The following is a 16330-nucleotide window of genomic DNA, read 5'->3' as shown; positions in this document are numbered from 1 at the left end:
GCCTGGCTGGATTGCAACGACGCCAGGCGCTCGCCATGTTGCGGGTCGAGGCCACGCAAGTACAGTCACGCGTATCGATAGTGGGTATTAAGTCAACGCGGTCATCACCGCCTGACGATAAGCCGGACGCTGCTTCAAGCGCTGGTACCAGGCCTCAAGATGAGGCATCGAAGGCCGCTCGATGGGCATCTCGAACCAGGCATAGATGAAGCTGCCCAGCGGGATATCGCCCACGCCGATTTCTTCTCCCGACAGATAGGGCTGCCCAGCCAACACCTGATCGACCCGGGCCAGCAACTCGGCGCAAGTGGCCTTGGCGGCATTGATCTGTTGCCAGTCCTGCTGCGCCGCGGGGGTACGCAACACGCCCCAGAACAACTGCCGGAACGGTTCGGCGAAGGTCGAGGTGGTCCAGTCCATCCACTTCTCGGCACTGGCCCGGACCTGCACATCGGCCGGATACCAGTGGCTATTGGCGGCATGCCGGGCCGCCAGGTAACGCACGATGCTGTTGGACTCCCAGAGCACGAAGCCATCGTCTTCAATCATTGGGATGCGCCCATTGGGGTTCAGCGCCCGATACTCCGGGGTGTCCACTACGCCGAAGGCACCGCCGGCATCCAGGGACTCATAGGCCAGCGCCAATTCTTCAGCACACCACAACGCCTTCCTGACATTCGAAGAGTTCTTGCGACCCCAGATCTTCAGCATGACCATCCCTCAGTAATGAATGCCGGGGCAGTCTACGCCTGATCAGCCGCGACTCAAATCGCCGTGCATGCCCCCCAGCAACCCTGGGCTCTGCTCACTGAACAGATGGGGGTAGCACTTTTCCAGGTGGCTAAAGAACAGGCTTTGCGGCACATCGGCGAAGCGCCCATGGTCCACCAGGTACTCCATGGATTGGTCACCCTGGCGGTTGAAGGGGTGGAAAACACTGTCCTGCACACCGTCAAAATCCAGCGGCGCCACGTCGAACAACTCGCACAGACTCTGATTGAACGCCGGCGTCGCCTTGACCCAGCGTCCGTGCAGGTACAACTCGGTGTAGCCGTGCATGGCAAATATATCGCTGCGCAGCAACTCCAGCAGACGGGGCGTCGACAGATGATTGCGCACATCCGCCAGACCGATACGCGCCGCAATCCCGCAATGCCTTGCGCAGCCGGCGAGCAAAGTGGCCTTGGGCACGCAATAGCTTTCGCCGCTGGCCAGGGCATGGCTGCCTCGCAAGGTCTCGGGATCGCGACTGAAGGAATAGAAGTTGTAGCGCACGGCCTCACGCACGGCGTAGTACAGGCTCACCGCCTGCTGTCGCGGATCACCACTGGCACCGCGATGAGATTCGGCGAACTCCACCACTGCCGGGTGGTCACTATCGATGAAGCGGCTGGGACGCAGGTACTCGTGCATGGGCAAAACCTCCGAGCGAAGCCTGGAGTCTATCGAGGCGTGCGCCCCAGCGATAACGACGTTTCGGCCAAAGGTCAGGGTCGGCTCGATCCAATCGGACCGGGTTTGCCAGCCTTGGCTCGACGGCAAAGCCTAGCGCTGTACTCGCACCGCACCGATCACCCGCTTTGTCGGAGGCCGACTAAGCTCTGAAGGTGATTTGGCCCCTGGTTTCATGGAGGATTGAATATGCTGTTGTTGTGGATACTGGTTCTGCTGGTTGGAGTGGCCTACCTGGCGCACCGCCGCACTGCCCCTCTGCCCGCCCTGGGTGCAGTGGCCGTTTTCCTGCTGGCCATGGGCGCCTTCAGCCGAGCACCCGGCTGGTTGTTGCTGGTTTTCTGGGTAGTGCTGGCGGCCGTCGCCGCGCCTTTGCTGCTACCGGACCTGCGACGCAAGTACTTCAGCGCACCGCTGTTCGCCTGGTTCCAGAAGGTCCTGCCGCCGATGTCGCAGACCGAGCGCGACGCCATCGACGCCGGCACCGTGTGGTGGGACGGCGAGCTGTTCAGCGGCCGCCCGGACTGGAACACCTTGCTGGCCTACCCCAAGGCCCAGTTGACCGATGAAGAACAAGCCTTTATCGACGGCCCCACCGAAGAACTCTGCGCCATGGTCAGTGACTGGCAGATTGGCCAGCACATGGACCTGCCGCCCGCGGCCTGGACCCATATCAAGGAACATGGCTTCTTTGCCCTGATCATTCCCAAGGAGTACGGCGGCAAGGGTTTTTCCGCCTACGCCCACTCTCAGGTAGCGATGAAGCTGGCGACCCGCAGCGGCGACCTGGCCTCCACGGTCATGGTCCCCAACTCCCTGGGCCCGGCGGAACTGCTGCTGCATTACGGCACCGAAGAACAACGCAACCACTACCTGCCGCGCCTGGCTCGTGGTGACGACATCCCCTGCTTTGCCCTCACCGGCCCATTGGCAGGCTCCGACGCAGGAGCCATGCCCGACACCGGCATCATCTGCAAGGGCCAATGGCAAGGCGAGGAAACCCTCGGCCTGCGCCTGAACTGGGAAAAGCGCTACATCACCCTGGGCCCGGTGGCCACCCTGCTGGGGCTGGCCTTCAAGGCCCACGACCCGGATCACCTGCTGGGGGACGAGGAAGACCTGGGCATCAGCCTGGCGCTGATCCCCACCGATACCCCGGGGGTCGAGATCGGCCGCCGCCACCTGCCCCTGGGCGCGGCCTTCATGAACGGCCCCAATTCCGGCAAGGACGTGTTCATTCCCCTGGACTACTTGATCGGCGGCCGGGAAATGCTCGGCAAAGGCTGGATGATGCTGATGAACTGCCTGTCGGTGGGACGCTCGATCTCCCTGCCGGCGGTGGGCACCGGCGCCGCCAAGTTCACCAGCCTGGTGACGGGCCAGTACGCCCAGGTACGGGAGCAGTTCAATGTGCCCCTCAGCGCCTTCGAGGGGATTCAGGAGGCCCTGGCCCGCCTCGGCGGCAATGCCTGGCTGATGGACAGCGCGCGCATGCTGACCGCCAACGCCGTGGACCTGGGAGAGAAACCCTCGGTGCTGTCGGCCATTCTCAAGTACCACCTCACTGAGCGCGGACGCGAGTGCATCAGCCACGCCATGGACGTGCACGGTGGCAAGGGCATCATCATGGGGCCCAACAACTACCTGGGCCGCAGTTGGCAGGGCGCGCCGATCTTCATCACCGTGGAAGGCGCCAATATCCTCTCGCGCAACCTGATGATCTTTGGCCAGGGGGCCATCCGCTGCCATCCGTTCGTGCTCAAGGAAATGGCCCTGGCCGGACGCGAGGACCATGACCAGGCCCTGCAGGAATTCGACGCCCTGCTGCTGCAGCACATTGGTTTTGCCGTGAGCAACGCCGCCAGCACCCTGGTGCTGAACCTGGGCCTGGGCCACTTCGAACAAAACCCGGGAGACAAGCTCAGCCAAGGCTACTTCCGCGCCCTGAACCGCCAGGCTGCGGCCTTCGCCCTGCTGGCCGACGTGTCCATGATGCTCCTGGGGGGCGAGCTCAAGCGCCGCGAGCGCCTGTCGGCGCGCCTGGGCGACGTGCTCAGCCACCTGTACCTGGCCTCAGCGGCTCTCAAGCGCTATCACGATCTGGATTCACCGGAGTACCTGCGGCCCCTGCTGGCCTGGGCCCTGGAAGAAAGCCTTGGCCACTCCGAACGCGCCCTGGACGAGTTGCTCAGCAACTTCCCCAGCCGAGTGTTCGGCTGCCTGCTACGGGTATTGGTGTTCCCCTTCGGCCGTCGCCATACCGGGCCGTCGGACCGCCTGGATGCCGAAGTGGCGGCGATCATTGGCCGCGCCCAAGGCGACCCGGCCCTGGAAGCGGTGCTCGCCGGCTGCTATCGCCCGCAATCGACGGACGATCCGGTAGGCGCCCTGCAGCACGCCTGCGACCTGCTGAGCGCGACCCGTCCGCTGCAGAAAAAACTCCACGAAGCGCTGAAAAGCGGCCAGGTCAAACCGGCGGCGGGCGAGTCGCCCATCGATGCGGCCCTGGACGCCGGCGTGCTGCAAGCGGCCGAAGCCCAGAGCCTGCGAGACGCCGAAGCGGCGCGACGCAAAGTCATCGACGTGGATGATTTCGCCAAGGAGGAACTGACCTTGAGCGAGGGCAAGACCCGCTAAACGGGCCCCTGGGGACAGGTCGATTATGAAACCGGGCGCGAGGGCTATATACTCCCGCGCCCGTTTTGCTCTTGAGGACCCTGTCATGTCCAACGTCGTCGCCGATCATCTCGTCCTCCTGGACCACCTGCGCAGCATCCTGGTGGCGGTGGGAGAAGCCGAACAGGTTCCCGAAGAAAGCCATGCGCTGTTCCTGGAGCGCTTCGATGAACTGCGCGCCTCGCTGCCGATCGACCCGATCGAAAGCCAGTACCTGGGCCAGGACCTGCTGTGCCAGATCATGCAGCGCTATCCGCAGATCGCTCATCTGGTGCCGCGCGACCTGCTGTGGTTCTTCGCCGGTGACTGCCTGCACTACATGCCCGATGAAGAAATCGACCTGTACCAGGCCCTGGAAGAACGCCGTTTCGAAGCCGAGCAGAACGACGAGCCCTTCGACTGGAACCAGGAAAAACAGCTGCTGGCGCTCTCCGCCCAGGACAGCAAGCACTGATTGCCGCGCCTCGCGCAACCAAGGCCCGCCCGGCTTTTCCGGCGGGCCTTTTTTTATCCCCGCCTTATCGCGTCGTCCTCGTAGGAGCCGGCTTGCCGGCGAAGAGGCCCTTGGGTCTTGCATCGCCCTCAAAGGCATCTTCGCTGGCAAGCCGACAGTTTCTACAAGATGCGTTCAGCTTTGCCGGGGCGGTTCAAGGTCGGCTCCCGAGCCAGGCACTCCACCAGATAGTCGATGAAGACCCGCAGCTTGGGCGGCAGGTAGCGGGTTGGCGAATGCAGGAGCCAGGCACCGCCGTGATAGGACGCAAGAAAGGTCCACTCCGGCAACACCTGGACAATCAGTCCCTGCTCCAGAGCATGACGCGCGGTGAAATACGGCAGGCTGCCAATGCCCAGATGCTGCAGCACCGCATCCAGGCGCACACCCGTGTGGTTGGCGGCATAACGCCCGCGCACACCAACAGTCACCGCCTTGCCGCCTTGGGTGAACTTCCAGCGCGCATCGCTGGGGGTTTCCCCGAGATAGATGCAACTGTGCTGGCGCAGGTCCTGAGGATGCTGCGGCGTACCCTGCTGCGCCAGATACTGCGGGGTGGCACACAGCAGGTGATCAATGCGCAACAACTGACGACCAATCAAACCTGGCGGCGGGCGATCGGTGATGCGAATCGCCAGGTCGACATTGTCTTCAATCAGGTCGATATCCCTGTCTTCATGCAGCAGTTCGACATCCACCTTCGGGTAGCGCCGAAGAAACTCCGGCATATGGGGATGCACCACGAAGCGCCCCACTGCCTTGGGCACACTGACCCGCACCACGCCCTCGGCCTCGTGGGTGAACTGTCCGCTGATCTCCATGACCGAACGGGCCGCACTGACCATCTCGCTGCAGCGCTTGAAAACCTCTTCACCGCCGTCGCTCAAGCGCAACTTGCGGGTGGTGCGTTGCAGCAGGCGCGTGGCCAGGGCCTTCTCCAGCCGCGAGATGCTGCGGCTCACCGCCGACGGCGAGGAACCCAGCTGACGCGCCGCTTCGGAAAAGCTGCCGGTTTCAACGACCCTGACGAAGATGGCCATTTCTGCCAGCAAAGGCAGGGGGAGATTTATGCTCATGACGCAATAGTCCATTGAGTTTTGAACGGATTATCACGCAATTACCCAAGCCTCATAATAAAAAAACACTTGGTTCCAGGGTTTGAGAAATGACGCTTCGCCTGTACTACGAACACGACCTGCTGACTGCCCCAGTAGAACTGCTGACCTGCGTGCCCCGGGACGATCTGTTCGCCGCGACCTTGCACGCCACACCCTTTCATCCCCAGGGTGGCGGCCAACCCAGCGACACCGGTTGGATTGGCGAGGCCCGCGTGCTGCGAGTCACCCAGGAAGGCGAGCAGATCGTGCATTACCTGACCCAGCCGCTGACGCCGGGAAGCCATGAAGCTCGCGTCGATGAAGAGCAGCGCCTGTTCAACAGCCGCATGCACTCCGCCGGACACTTGATTGGCCACTTCGTACAGAGCCTGGGCTGGATACCGATCAAGGCTCATCACTGGCCGAACGAGGGACGGGTGTCGTTCAAGCCCGGCGAACAGCCTCAGGCAATCGACTGCGCCCGGGTGCAGAACGCCCTCGCACGATGGATCAGCGAGGATTTTCCACGGCATATTTCCCTGGCCGCCGGATCGCGCCAGATCAGCTTCGGCCAGTTGCCCGCCTACGGTTGCGGCGGCACTCACGTCCGGCACCTGCAACAGCTGGGACGGGTGATCATCGACTCGGTCGCAGAGAAGAAAGGCACCCTTTCAGTCAGCTACAGCCTCGGCTGAGCCACCCACGCTTTTACCCACCTTCCTGCCTTGCGGAGTCCGCATGCTGTCCAATTATCTTGGGGAATTTCTTGCCCTGGCCGTCGTTCACTTTCTTGCCGTGGTCGCCCCGGGCCCGGACTTTGCCGTCACCATTCGCCAGAGCGTGCGCTTTGGCCGAATGACCGGTGTCTGTACCGCCCTGGGAATCGGCGCCGGCATTTCGGTGCATGTGCTCTACACCCTGCTGGGGGTCGGCGCACTGATGCACGCTACGCCCTGGCTGCTGAGCGCCGCCAAGCTGCTGGGCGCGGCCTACATTCTGTACCTGGGCGTCAGCCTGTTGCGCAGCAAGGCCAAGACCAGCATCCCAGGCGACACCGCGCCGGATGAGCCGCAGCAGACGTTGCTGCGAGCCTTTATCACCGGTTTCCTGACCAACGCCACCAACCCCAAGGCGACCCTGTTTTTCCTGGCGATCTTCACCACCCTGGTCAGCGCCACCACGCCGTTGAGCATTCAGGCGCTGTATGGCGCCTGGATGTGCCTGGTGAACGCCCTGTGGTTCATCATCGTCGCGCTGTTCTTTTCCAGCACCCGGGTCCGCCTGCTGTTCATGCGCCTGGGGCACTGGTTCGAGCGCTGTATGGGGCTGATCCTGCTGCTGTTCGCCGGACGCCTGCTGCTGTCGCTGTAAGCGACCCACGACAAAGGCCCGCACAGTCGTCTGACTGGCGGGCCTTTTTTTGTCCACGGCTGGACGAAGCGTTGAATCGCAGACAAACAAAAACGCCGCTCAGTGAGCGGCGTTTTTGTGAAATTGGAGCGGGAAACGAGACTCGAACTCGCGACCCCGACCTTGGCAAGGTCGTGCTCTACCAACTGAGCTATTCCCGCAAATGGCGTCCCCTAGGGGACTCGAACCCCTGTTACCGCCGTGAAAGGGCGGTGTCCTAGGCCACTAGACGAAGGGGACACGCTACCCGGAACACATGGTGTGTGTTTCGGGGTCCAGATCCTCATCCAAAGACTTGGTTCTGGTTTCACTCGACCCCGCCCGAAAGCAGTGCCGTTTAAAATTGGAGCGGGAAACGAGACTCGAACTCGCGACCCCGACCTTGGCAAGGTCGTGCTCTACCAACTGAGCTATTCCCGCAAATGGCGTCCCCTAGGGGACTCGAACCCCTGTTACCGCCGTGAAAGGGCGGTGTCCTAGGCCACTAGACGAAGGGGACACGCTACCCGGAACACATGGTGTGTGTTTCGGTGTCCAGATCCGCATCCAAAGACTTGGTTCTGGTTTCACTCGACCCTGCCCGAAAGCAGTGCCGTTTAAAATTGGAGCGGGAAACGAGACTCGAACTCGCGACCCCGACCTTGGCAAGGTCGTGCTCTACCAACTGAGCTATTCCCGCATTGGCGTCCCCTAGGGGACTCGAACCCCTGTTACCGCCGTGAAAGGGCGGTGTCCTAGGCCACTAGACGAAGGGGACACGCTACAACATTCACTACCTTCAACGTTTCGCGCTTTGCTTTCCGTTGAAAGTGGCGCGCATTCTATGGATGCTTTGGGAGGCCGTCAACCCCCAGATATAATTTTATTTAAATCAATGACTTCGGAGTGGTTTTAGGCTCACTTCGAGCTTTTCTGCCGTCCGCGCTTTGACGCCTATATTCTGGCACTCGACAAGACGCTATAGTCCCCCGCAGCCGGTGATGGCAATTTGAACCTGGGGCTCACCCTGGTGGTTCTATACCTATATAAGCAGCACAACTCATGCCCGGCTCGTCGAGCGGCGCTATGCGTCTAAATGCCAAGCCACTACACTCGCACGCGAATCCTATAACGAGGTTTTAACGGTGACACCACTCATGATCACCCTGCTGGTAATAGCCGGGATCGCACTATTGATCGCCATTGGCTACATGAACCATGTGGTGGAAAACAACAAACTGGAAAAGGCCCGCACCAAAGTCGAACTCAATGATCGCCTGCGTCGCTGCGGCGAGATCACCGAAACCTTCCCCGGCCAGTTCATGACACCGGCCCTCAAGCTGCTGCTGACACGACTGGAGCTCAACGTTGTGCAGCGCATGCTCAACCTCGACAAGACAGACACCGCCCTCAAGGCACGTCAGGCCGAGCTCAATACCTTGATCGGTCAGGGCGAATCGATTCCGGTGAACAATCCACCGTCGCCGATCCAGACCGAAGCCAAGGCCAAGGATGTTCGCTTCCTGCTGGAGGCCATGCACGGCCAGGTCACCCGTGCCGCCCACGATGGCTTCCTGCAACCCAATGAAGCCAAGCGCTGGATCAAGGAGATCCGCCATATCCTGGTGCTGCTGCATATCGAGTTCTTCAACAACCTGGGGCAATACGCCCTGCAACAGAACCAGCCGGGCCAGGCCCGCCTGGCCTTCGAGCGCGGCGTGCAATACCTGCGCAAGCAACCGGACCCGGCGGTCTACAAGGAACAGCTGGAATACCTGGACAAACTCCTGGCCCGTGCCAACGCCATGGTGCTATCGACCCTGGAGCCCGCGCCAGACGAGGACAACGAGCTGACCCAAGGCCTGAAGACCGTGGAAGCCGACGCCGACTGGAAGAAGAAAGCCATCTACGACTGATATGAAAAACCCCTGCCTGGCGCATCCAGCGCCAGGCAGGGGTTCGATGCAACAGCGCCCTCTTCGCCGCTACAAGCGGAAATGCCCCACCATCCCCTTCAACTCCACACCCAACTGCGCCAGCTCGATGCTCGACGCAGCATTGCCTTGCATGGCCAGGGAAGACTGATCGGCACTGGCACGAATGCTGGTGACACTGCGATTGATCTCTTCAGCCACCGAACTCTGCTGTTCGGCGGCAGCGGCAATCTGCTGGTTCATCTGCTGAATCAACGACACCGCCGCGGCAATACTGCCCAGGGCACTTTCAGTCTGCAGGGCATCGCTGACCGCCAGCTTCACCAGCTCGCCGCTGCTCTGGATCTGCTGCACGGAAGAATCGGCAGCCGCATGCAATGCCGTCACCAGACGCGCGATCTCCTCGGTGGACTGCTGGGTACGTTTGGCCAAGGCCCGCACTTCATCGGCCACCACCGCAAAGCCCCTGCCCTGCTCCCCCGCCCTTGCCGCCTCGATGGCGGCATTGAGGGCCAGCAGGTTGGTCTGCTCGGCAACGCTCTTGATGACATCCAGCACGCTGCCGATGTTGTCGATCTCTGCGCTCAGGCTCTCGATGCCGCTGCTGGCCCGGGTCGCGGAATCCGCCAACTGCTCGATGCGCTGCATGCTCTGGCGCACGACCTGCTGGCCACTCTCCACCTTGTCATCCGCCGCCTGGGCGGCCTGGGCCGCTTGCTCGGCATTGCGCGCCACATCGTGCACCGTGGCGGTCATCTGATTCATGGCGGTGGCCACCTGCTCGGTTTCTTCCTTCTGGGTACTGACTTCAAGGTTGGTCTGCTCGGTCACCGAGGACAGTGACTGCGCCGAACTGGCCAGTTGTTCGATCCCGGCCTGCAGGCCACTGACGATACCGCTCAGGCCACTGCCCATCTGCTGCATCGCCTGCATCAACTGGCCGATCTCGTCACGCCGGGTGACCACCACCGTGGCACTCAGGTCCCCCGCCGCGATCTGCTGGGCCACATGCATCACACTGCGTAGCGGACGAACGATCAGGCGAGTGATGCTCAAGGCCGCCAGCAGCCCCACCAGCAATGCCAAGGCCGAGGAGCCGATGATCAGCAGGGTGTTTTTCTCCAGCTCCCCCTGCATCGACAGATCTTCAGCGGCATAAGCCTGGTCGACCCGTGCCATCACCTGGGCGGCGCGCTCATGCAACGTCTGATAGACCTGTTGCTCCCGAGCCAACAGGCCGGTGTATTCGTTGAGTTTTTCGCTGAAGTTGCCGATGTGCCCAGCGACCTCGTTGAGCACCGTCTGGTAGCCCGCATCCTTGACTGCGCTCTTCAACTGCTCGGCTTGAGCCAGGGCCTGCTCGGCCTGCTCGATATTGCCCTGCTCGGCACTGCCTTGCTCATCCCCCTTGCGATTCTGGTCCAGGCGCACCCGAGCTTCGTTCATGGCTTGCAGCATCAGGCGCGAAACCTGGCTGATCTGATTGGCCTGTTCGATGAACTCCGCGCCCTCCTTGCCCAGGGAATCCTTGAGCGTATAGGCGCCGTCATCCGCCAGACCGGCCTGCAGCACATCAAGGTTGTTGGCCACACTGGACACCGACCAACTGGCCATTTCCAGGGCCAGGTCCTTGGCCTGGGTCAGCTCGACGAATTCATCGAAGGCCTTGCGGTAGTCCGCCAGCGCCAGTTCGACCTCCCCCATCACTGACTGGTTGGCGGTCGACTGCCCCTTGAGCTGCTGGGCCAGGAGCAACAATGCATCCAGGCTTTCATGCAGGCTGTCCACCGTCTTGCTGTCGCCGTGCAAGGCATAGTCCTGCTCCAGCAGTCGCACTTTGAGCACGCCACTGTTGAGCTGGGACATCTGCTTGAGGCCATCGAAACGCTGGCTGACGGTTTGCAGGGACCAAACACCGATGCCGGCCACCAGGGCCGTCAAGAGCAACACCAGGGCAAAACCGATACCCAGTTTCTTTGCCATGCCCAGGTTGGCAAAACGTCCACTCGCGGCCGAAGTCATGGTGCGCAGTCCCCTTACTATCCCCAATGGCAATAAGGCCATTTTGTCTTTGCGAAGGGTCGCAACGGCGTGCACCGGCGCACAAGTCTCTGACGTCGGAATAATGGCAAAAAGCTACGCCGAGGTCGTTTTCAGGACACTGGAGGTCGATTCCATCGGGCCCCGGCGGGCTGTCGCGCCAAGGCCCGAGCCTGCATTCAGATGGCCGTGGCGCCGCCGTCGACAGTCAAGGCGTGTCCAGTGGTGAAAGCGGCACCATCACTGCACAGATAGAGCACCGCACTGGCAATCTCCTCGACTTTGCCGATACGCCCCACCGGGTGCATCGCCGCGGCAAATTCGGCCTTCTTCGGGTCAGCCTCATAGGCCCGGCGGAACATGTCGGTGTCGATCACTGCCGGGCAGACGGCATTCACCCGAATCTTCTTTTTGGCGTACTCGATGGCCGCAGACTTGGTCAGGCCGATCACGGCATGCTTGGACGCCGCATAGATGCTCATCTTCGGAGCGGCGCCCAGGCCAGCCACCGAAGCGGTGTTGACGATCGCGCCGCCGCCCTGGGCAAGCAGCAGCGGCAGCTGGTATTTCATGCACAACCAGACCCCTTTGACGTTGACCCCCATGATGGCGTCGAACTCATCCAGGGAGCCTTCCGCCAAGCGCCCCTTCTCGATCTCGATCCCGGCATTGTTGAAGGCATAGTCCAGACGGCCATAAGCCTCGATTGTCCGGGCCATGAGGTTCTGCACATCCGCCTCCCGGGTGACGTTGCAAGACACGAACAGCGCCTCGCCTCCAGCCGCCTGGATAAGCGCCACCGTCTCTTCGCCTCCGAGCACATCCAGATCCGCCACCACCACTTTCAAACCTTCTGCGGCGAATGCCTGGGCAGTCGCCCGGCCGATACCGTTGGCCGCGCCGGTCACCAGGGCCACCTGGCCGGAAAACGTCATGCTCATTGCAAAGATCCTCGATCAAGTACGGGTCAGCTACCCAATCCAATCTAGCCACAGCCGACCATGGTCGCGTCAGCACTATCAAAAGGCCGGTTGAGGTCTTATGCCTGCTGGTGATGAACGCCCCCCTCTCTACATCACCACACTGGATTGGCTCCCATTCGCTGGACTGGCAAACCTTGCGACAACGTCCTTGAGGGTCTATCAACTAGAGCTTCATTCACCCCTTGAGTGCCTGTCATGACCACCCTGACCAATCGCCAGTTCCTGCTCGCCAAACGTCCCGTCGGGGCAGCCACCCGCGAGACCTTTACCTACCAGCAGGTCGCCGTCGGCGAACCGGCAGCGGGGCAGATTCTGGTGAAGAACCAATACCTGTCCCTGGACCCGGCGATGCGCGGCTGGATGAATGAAGGCAAGTCCTATATCCCGCCGGTGGCGATTGGCGAGGTCATGCGCGCCCTTGGGGTGGGCCAGGTGATTGCCTCGAACAACCCGGGATTCGCAGTCGGCGATTACGTCAATGGTGCCCTGGGTGTGCAGGACTATTTCCTGGGCGAGCCCCGGGGCTTCTACAAGGTCGACCCCAAGCTGGCCCCTCTGCCGCGCTACCTTTCAGCCCTGGGCATGACCGGTATGACGGCCTATTTCGCCCTGCTGGATGTCGGCGCGCCCAAGGCCGGTGACACCGTGGTGCTGTCCGGTGCGGCAGGCGCGGTGGGCAGCATCGCCGGGCAGATCGCCAAGATCAAAGGCTGCCGGGTGGTGGGCATCGCCGGCGGCCAGGACAAGTGCAAGTTCCTCATCGACGAACTGGGTTTTGACGGCGCCATCGACTACAAGAGCGAAGACGTGCACGCCGGGCTCAAGCGTGAGTGCCCCAAAGGCGTCGATGTGTATTTCGACAACGTCGGCGGCGACATTCTCGATGCCGTGCTCAGCCGCTTGAACCTCAAGGCCCGGGTGGTGATCTGTGGCGCCATCAGCCAGTACAACAACAAGGAAGCGGTCAAGGGACCGGCCAACTACCTGTCGCTGCTGGTCAACCGTGCGCGCATGGAGGGGTTCGTGGTGATGGACTACGCCTCGCAGTTCGCCGCCGCCGGACAGGAAATGGCCGGCTGGATGGCCAAGGGGCAACTCAAGAGCAAGGAGGATATTGTCGAAGGCCTGGAGACCTTTCCGGAAACGCTGACCAAGCTGTTCAGCGGTGAGAACTTCGGCAAGCTGGTACTGAAGGTCTGACCTGCAGGAGCCGGCAAGCCGGCTCCTGCAAGAGGAGGCGTGTTACAGGGCCAGTTCGGCCACTACGTCGGCCAGGGCCTTGGCCGGATCGGCCGCCTGGCTGATGGGACGACCAATCACCAGGTAATCGGAGCCTGCGTCCAGAGCCTGACGCGGGGTGAGAATCCGCCGCTGGTCGTCCTGGGCGCTACCCGCCGGACGAATCCCCGGGGTCACCAGTTGCAGGGTCGGATGGGCGCTCTTCAGTGCCTGGGCTTCCAGGGCCGAGCACACCAGGCCGTCCATGCCGGCCTTCTGCGCCAGGGCGGCCAGGCGCAGGACCTGTTCCTGGGGCTCGATGTCCAGGCCGATACCGGCCAGGTCTTCACGCTCCATGCTGGTGAGCACGGTGACGCCGATCAACAGCGGTTTGGGACCTGTGCGCTGATCCAGCACCTCGCGGCAGGCAGCCATCATGCGCAGGCCGCCGGAGCAATGCACGTTGACCATCCACACGCCCATTTCCGCAGCAGCCTTGACCGCCATGGCGGTGGTGTTGGGAATGTCGTGGAACTTCAGGTCCAGGAACACTTCGAAACCCTTGTCACGCAAGGTCCCGACAATCTCGGCGGCACAGCTGGTGAACAGTTCCTTGCCGACTTTGACCCGGCACAGTTTCGGGTCCAGTTGATCGGCCAGTTTCAGTGCGGCGTCACGGGTGGGGAAATCCAGGGCGACGATGATAGGAGTCTGGCAGGCGGACATGAAGGGGCTCTCAGGCAAGTCGAAATCGGCGCGGATTGTAGCGCAAGCCGCGGCGGTCCGGGACCCGATGAAAGGTAAAACATCCTCAACGGTGGTCGCGAATGCCGATCCGGCCGACAAATCCCCCGGGAGGCGCGGACTTTGTATCAAGCCGGATACACTGACGACACGTCAGCAACAACCCCCGACGCTACCCTCCCCAGCCGCAATACCCTCGAACAGCACTTCCAGCCCTCGGGCCGGACGCCTATGCTGAAGCCACAACCCCGCCGTCACCTTCTAGTGGCGGCAAGCCTACCTGGCAGATGAACGCCCCATGCACAACACTCCAGCCCCTCTCAACGACTCCAAAGCTGCAGTCAATGCCGATGACAAGCGCTGGAACACCCGGGCCCTGATCGTCGACGACGACGTACCGATCCGCGAACTGCTGATCGACTACCTGGCGCGCTTCAACATCCATGCCAGTGGCGTCACCGACGGAACAGCAATGCGCCAGGCCCTGCTGGCCGAACACTTTGACGTGGTGGTACTGGATCTGATGCTGCCCGGGGAGGACGGCCTGTCCCTGTGCCGCTGGCTGCGCACCGAATCGGATATTCCGATCCTCATGCTCACCGCCCGCTGCGAACCCACCGACCGCATCATCGGCCTGGAACTGGGGGCCGACGACTACATGGCCAAGCCCTTCGAACCCCGAGAGCTGGTGGCGCGAATCCAGACCATCCTGCGTCGGGTCCGTGATGATCGCAGCGAACAGCGAGCCAATATCCGCTTCGACAGCTGGCGCCTGAACAGCGTCCTGCGCCAGCTGATCTCGGCCGATGGGCTGGTGGTGCCGCTGTCCAATGCCGAGTTCCGCCTGCTGTGGGTATTCATCGAGCGCCCGCGCCGGGTGTTGAGCCGCGAACAACTGCTGGACGCCGCCCGCGGACGCTCCATCGAAGCCTTTGATCGCAGCATCGACCTGCTGGTCTCGCGTCTGCGGCAGAAGCTCGGGGATGATCCGAAATCGCCGCAGTTGATCAAGACCGTGCGCGGAGAGGGCTACCTGTTCGACGCCCGAGATATCGGCTGATGCGTGGGCGTTTCGATACGCTGTTCGGCCGCCTGTTCGGCGTCCTGCTGATCGCGATCGTACTCGCCCACCTGCTGGCGTTCTTCTGGTTTCACCATTACGGGCCGCCGCCCCCACCGCCGCCGCCCCCTGAGTCGGCGACGCTCGGCAATGGCCAGCCTCCAGCTCAGCCGCAGCATTTCCCGAGACGCCCGCCACGGCCCTGGTTCGGTGGCCCGCTGGTGCCCCTGACTTTCCAGTTCATTTCCTTGATCATCGCCGCCTGGTACGGCGCCAAGCTGCTATCGCGCCCCATCCAGCGCCTCAGCGATGCCGCGGAACGCCTGAGTGAAAACCTCGACAGCCCGCCCCTGGAAGAAGTCGGCCCCCGGGAAGCGCGACAAGCGGCCAGCGCCTTCAACCAGATGCAAAAACGCATACAGGAACAGGTTCAGCAACGGGGGCGCATGCTCGGCGCCGTGTCCCATGACCTGCGCACGCCACTGTCACGCCTCAAGCTGCGCCTGGAACAGATCGAGGACAGCAAGCTGCAAGGGCAAATGCGCCAGGACCTGGACGACATGATCAAGATGCTCGATGCCACCCTCAGCTATCTGCATGAACAGCGCACCAGCGAGGCGGCGCAATGGATGGATGTGCAGGCACTGGTGGAGTCGCTGTGCGAGAACGCCCAGGACCAGGGCGCAGACGTCCAGGCCCAAGGCCATTGCGCGCCCCTGCTGGTACAGCCGATGGCCCTGCAGTCCTGCCTCAACAACCTGCTGGACAACGCCTTGCGCTATGCCGGGCAGGCCACCCTGACCCTGGAAGACAACCGTGAGCAGCTGCTGATCCGGGTCATCGATCACGGGCCGGGGATTGCCGCCGACAAGCGTGAGGCCGTGTTCGAGCCCTTCTTCCGCCTCGAAGGCTCGCGCAACCGCAACTCCGGCGGCGTTGGCCTGGGCATGACCATTGCCCGCGAGGCGGCGGAGCGCATGGGGGGACAATTGCTGCTGGACGAAACCCCGGGCGGCGGCCTGACTGCAGTATTGCACCTGCCCCGCCCCTGAGCGCCTTGTGTAGCGACGGGTACAAAACTCAAGTACCCAGGACAGCGACGCCCAAACCCAGCAGGCCAACATCGCCAAAGCCCTGGGCAAGATGATCGCCAACCTCAGCAAGTAGTATCAGTTGACCCCCGACAGCAGCGTCAACGTCGCCGTCTGTTGGCCCCTTGCGCTCCCTCGGGGAGCGGCAATCCG

At 62.4% G+C, this 16330-nt stretch carries 14 protein-coding genes, 6 tRNA genes and 1 pseudogene; 8 read left to right on the top strand and 13 right to left on the bottom strand.

Going from position 1 to position 16330, the window contains the following annotated elements:
• Nucleotides 1-87: 87 nt before the first annotated feature.
• Nucleotides 88-711, bottom strand: coding sequence for a glutathione S-transferase (locus DWF74_RS24840; RefSeq protein ID WP_102863932.1), 624 nt, complete (start codon nucleotides 709-711; stop codon nucleotides 88-90).
• A gap of 42 nt (nucleotides 712-753) precedes the next feature.
• Entirely contained in the window at nucleotides 754-1413 is a 660-nt protein-coding gene (locus tag DWF74_RS24835) for a transglutaminase-like domain-containing protein (protein ID WP_115581892.1), read from the bottom strand.
• A gap of 228 nt (nucleotides 1414-1641) precedes the next feature.
• Between DWF74_RS24835 and DWF74_RS24830 the strand changes: the two genes are divergently transcribed.
• Nucleotides 1642-4089 (top strand): acyl-CoA dehydrogenase, encoded by a 2448-nt coding sequence (locus DWF74_RS24830; protein ID WP_115581891.1) that lies wholly within the window; start codon nucleotides 1642-1644, stop codon nucleotides 4087-4089.
• A gap of 85 nt (nucleotides 4090-4174) precedes the next feature.
• Nucleotides 4175-4582, top strand: coding sequence for a PA2817 family protein (locus DWF74_RS24825; protein ID WP_016968255.1), 408 nt, complete (start codon nucleotides 4175-4177; stop codon nucleotides 4580-4582).
• Between the two features lie 161 nt (nucleotides 4583-4743).
• Here the strand turns inward: DWF74_RS24825 and DWF74_RS24820 are convergent, their stop codons facing one another.
• Nucleotides 4744-5697 carry a LysR family transcriptional regulator gene (locus tag DWF74_RS24820; RefSeq protein WP_102863935.1) on the bottom strand — a complete coding sequence of 318 codons (954 nt, stop codon included), beginning with the start codon at nucleotides 5695-5697 and terminating at the stop codon, nucleotides 4744-4746.
• A gap of 89 nt (nucleotides 5698-5786) precedes the next feature.
• Between DWF74_RS24820 and DWF74_RS24815 the strand changes: the two genes are divergently transcribed.
• Complete coding sequence (locus tag DWF74_RS24815; RefSeq protein ID WP_115581890.1) at nucleotides 5787-6413, top strand: alanyl-tRNA editing protein; 627 nt, start codon at nucleotides 5787-5789, stop codon at nucleotides 6411-6413.
• Between the two features lie 43 nt (nucleotides 6414-6456).
• On the top strand, nucleotides 6457-7089 hold the full coding sequence (locus DWF74_RS24810; RefSeq protein ID WP_115581889.1) for a LysE family translocator: 633 nt from the start codon (nucleotides 6457-6459) through the stop codon (nucleotides 7087-7089).
• A gap of 124 nt (nucleotides 7090-7213) precedes the next feature.
• Here the strand turns inward: DWF74_RS24810 and DWF74_RS24805 are convergent.
• The 6 genes from DWF74_RS24805 to DWF74_RS24780 all read right to left on the bottom strand — a co-directional run bounded on the left by DWF74_RS24805 (nucleotide 7214) and on the right by DWF74_RS24780 (nucleotide 7885).
• A tRNA-Gly gene (locus DWF74_RS24805) sits at nucleotides 7214-7289 on the bottom strand.
• Between the two features lie 3 nt (nucleotides 7290-7292).
• Nucleotides 7293-7368, bottom strand: a tRNA-Glu gene (locus DWF74_RS24800).
• A gap of 104 nt (nucleotides 7369-7472) precedes the next feature.
• A tRNA-Gly gene (locus tag DWF74_RS24795) sits at nucleotides 7473-7548 on the bottom strand.
• A 3-nt stretch (nucleotides 7549-7551) separates the two neighbouring features.
• A tRNA-Glu gene (locus DWF74_RS24790) sits at nucleotides 7552-7627 on the bottom strand.
• A 104-nt stretch (nucleotides 7628-7731) separates the two neighbouring features.
• A tRNA-Gly gene (locus DWF74_RS24785) sits at nucleotides 7732-7807 on the bottom strand.
• Nucleotides 7808-7809: 2 nt separating this feature from the next.
• A tRNA-Glu gene (locus DWF74_RS24780) sits at nucleotides 7810-7885 on the bottom strand.
• 379 nt (nucleotides 7886-8264) lie between these two features.
• On the opposite strand from DWF74_RS24780, the gene DWF74_RS24775 reads away from it, so the two are divergent.
• Nucleotides 8265-9023, top strand: a complete 759-nt coding sequence (locus DWF74_RS24775; RefSeq protein WP_180988587.1) for a hypothetical protein — start codon at nucleotides 8265-8267, stop codon at nucleotides 9021-9023.
• A gap of 69 nt (nucleotides 9024-9092) precedes the next feature.
• Here DWF74_RS24775 and DWF74_RS31100 read toward each other — a convergent pair whose 3' ends face one another.
• The 3 genes and pseudogenes from DWF74_RS31100 to DWF74_RS24765 form a co-directional block, all read right to left on the bottom strand.
• Complete coding sequence (locus tag DWF74_RS31100) at nucleotides 9093-9797, bottom strand: methyl-accepting chemotaxis protein (RefSeq protein WP_394304652.1); 705 nt, start codon at nucleotides 9795-9797, stop codon at nucleotides 9093-9095.
• A 204-nt stretch (nucleotides 9798-10001) separates the two neighbouring features.
• Nucleotides 10002-10055, bottom strand: a pseudogene (locus tag DWF74_RS31095) (hypothetical protein); the annotation flags it as partial.
• Nucleotides 10056-11260: 1205 nt separating this feature from the next.
• Nucleotides 11261-12022 (bottom strand): SDR family oxidoreductase, encoded by a 762-nt coding sequence (locus DWF74_RS24765; RefSeq protein WP_102863940.1) that lies wholly within the window; start codon nucleotides 12020-12022, stop codon nucleotides 11261-11263.
• A 237-nt stretch (nucleotides 12023-12259) separates the two neighbouring features.
• On the opposite strand from DWF74_RS24765, the gene DWF74_RS24760 reads away from it, so the two are divergent.
• A complete protein-coding gene (locus DWF74_RS24760; RefSeq protein ID WP_110595188.1) occupies nucleotides 12260-13264 on the top strand; it encodes an NADP-dependent oxidoreductase in 1005 nt (334 codons plus the stop codon).
• Between the two features lie 42 nt (nucleotides 13265-13306).
• On the opposite strand, the gene pyrF is transcribed toward DWF74_RS24760, so the two are convergent.
• Nucleotides 13307-14008 carry an orotidine-5'-phosphate decarboxylase gene (pyrF, locus tag DWF74_RS24755; RefSeq protein WP_162884117.1) on the bottom strand — a complete coding sequence of 234 codons (702 nt, stop codon included), beginning with the start codon at nucleotides 14006-14008 and terminating at the stop codon, nucleotides 13307-13309.
• Nucleotides 14009-14324: 316 nt separating this feature from the next.
• Between pyrF and DWF74_RS24750 the strand changes: the two genes are divergently transcribed.
• Complete coding sequence (locus DWF74_RS24750; protein ID WP_102863942.1) at nucleotides 14325-15086, top strand: response regulator; 762 nt, start codon at nucleotides 14325-14327, stop codon at nucleotides 15084-15086.
• Entirely contained in the window at nucleotides 15086-16138 is a 1053-nt protein-coding gene (locus DWF74_RS24745) for a sensor histidine kinase (RefSeq protein WP_102863943.1), read from the top strand. The genes DWF74_RS24750 and DWF74_RS24745 overlap by 1 nt, the downstream gene beginning before the upstream one ends.
• Nucleotides 16139-16330: the final 192 nt, after the last annotated feature.

It is taken from the genome of Pseudomonas protegens (genome assembly GCF_003363755.1).
Classification (GTDB): Bacteria; Pseudomonadota; Gammaproteobacteria; order Pseudomonadales; family Pseudomonadaceae; genus Aquipseudomonas; species Aquipseudomonas danubii.
Note: the sequence above shows the minus strand (reverse complement) of the source record. Positions and strands in the feature narration are given on the sequence as shown.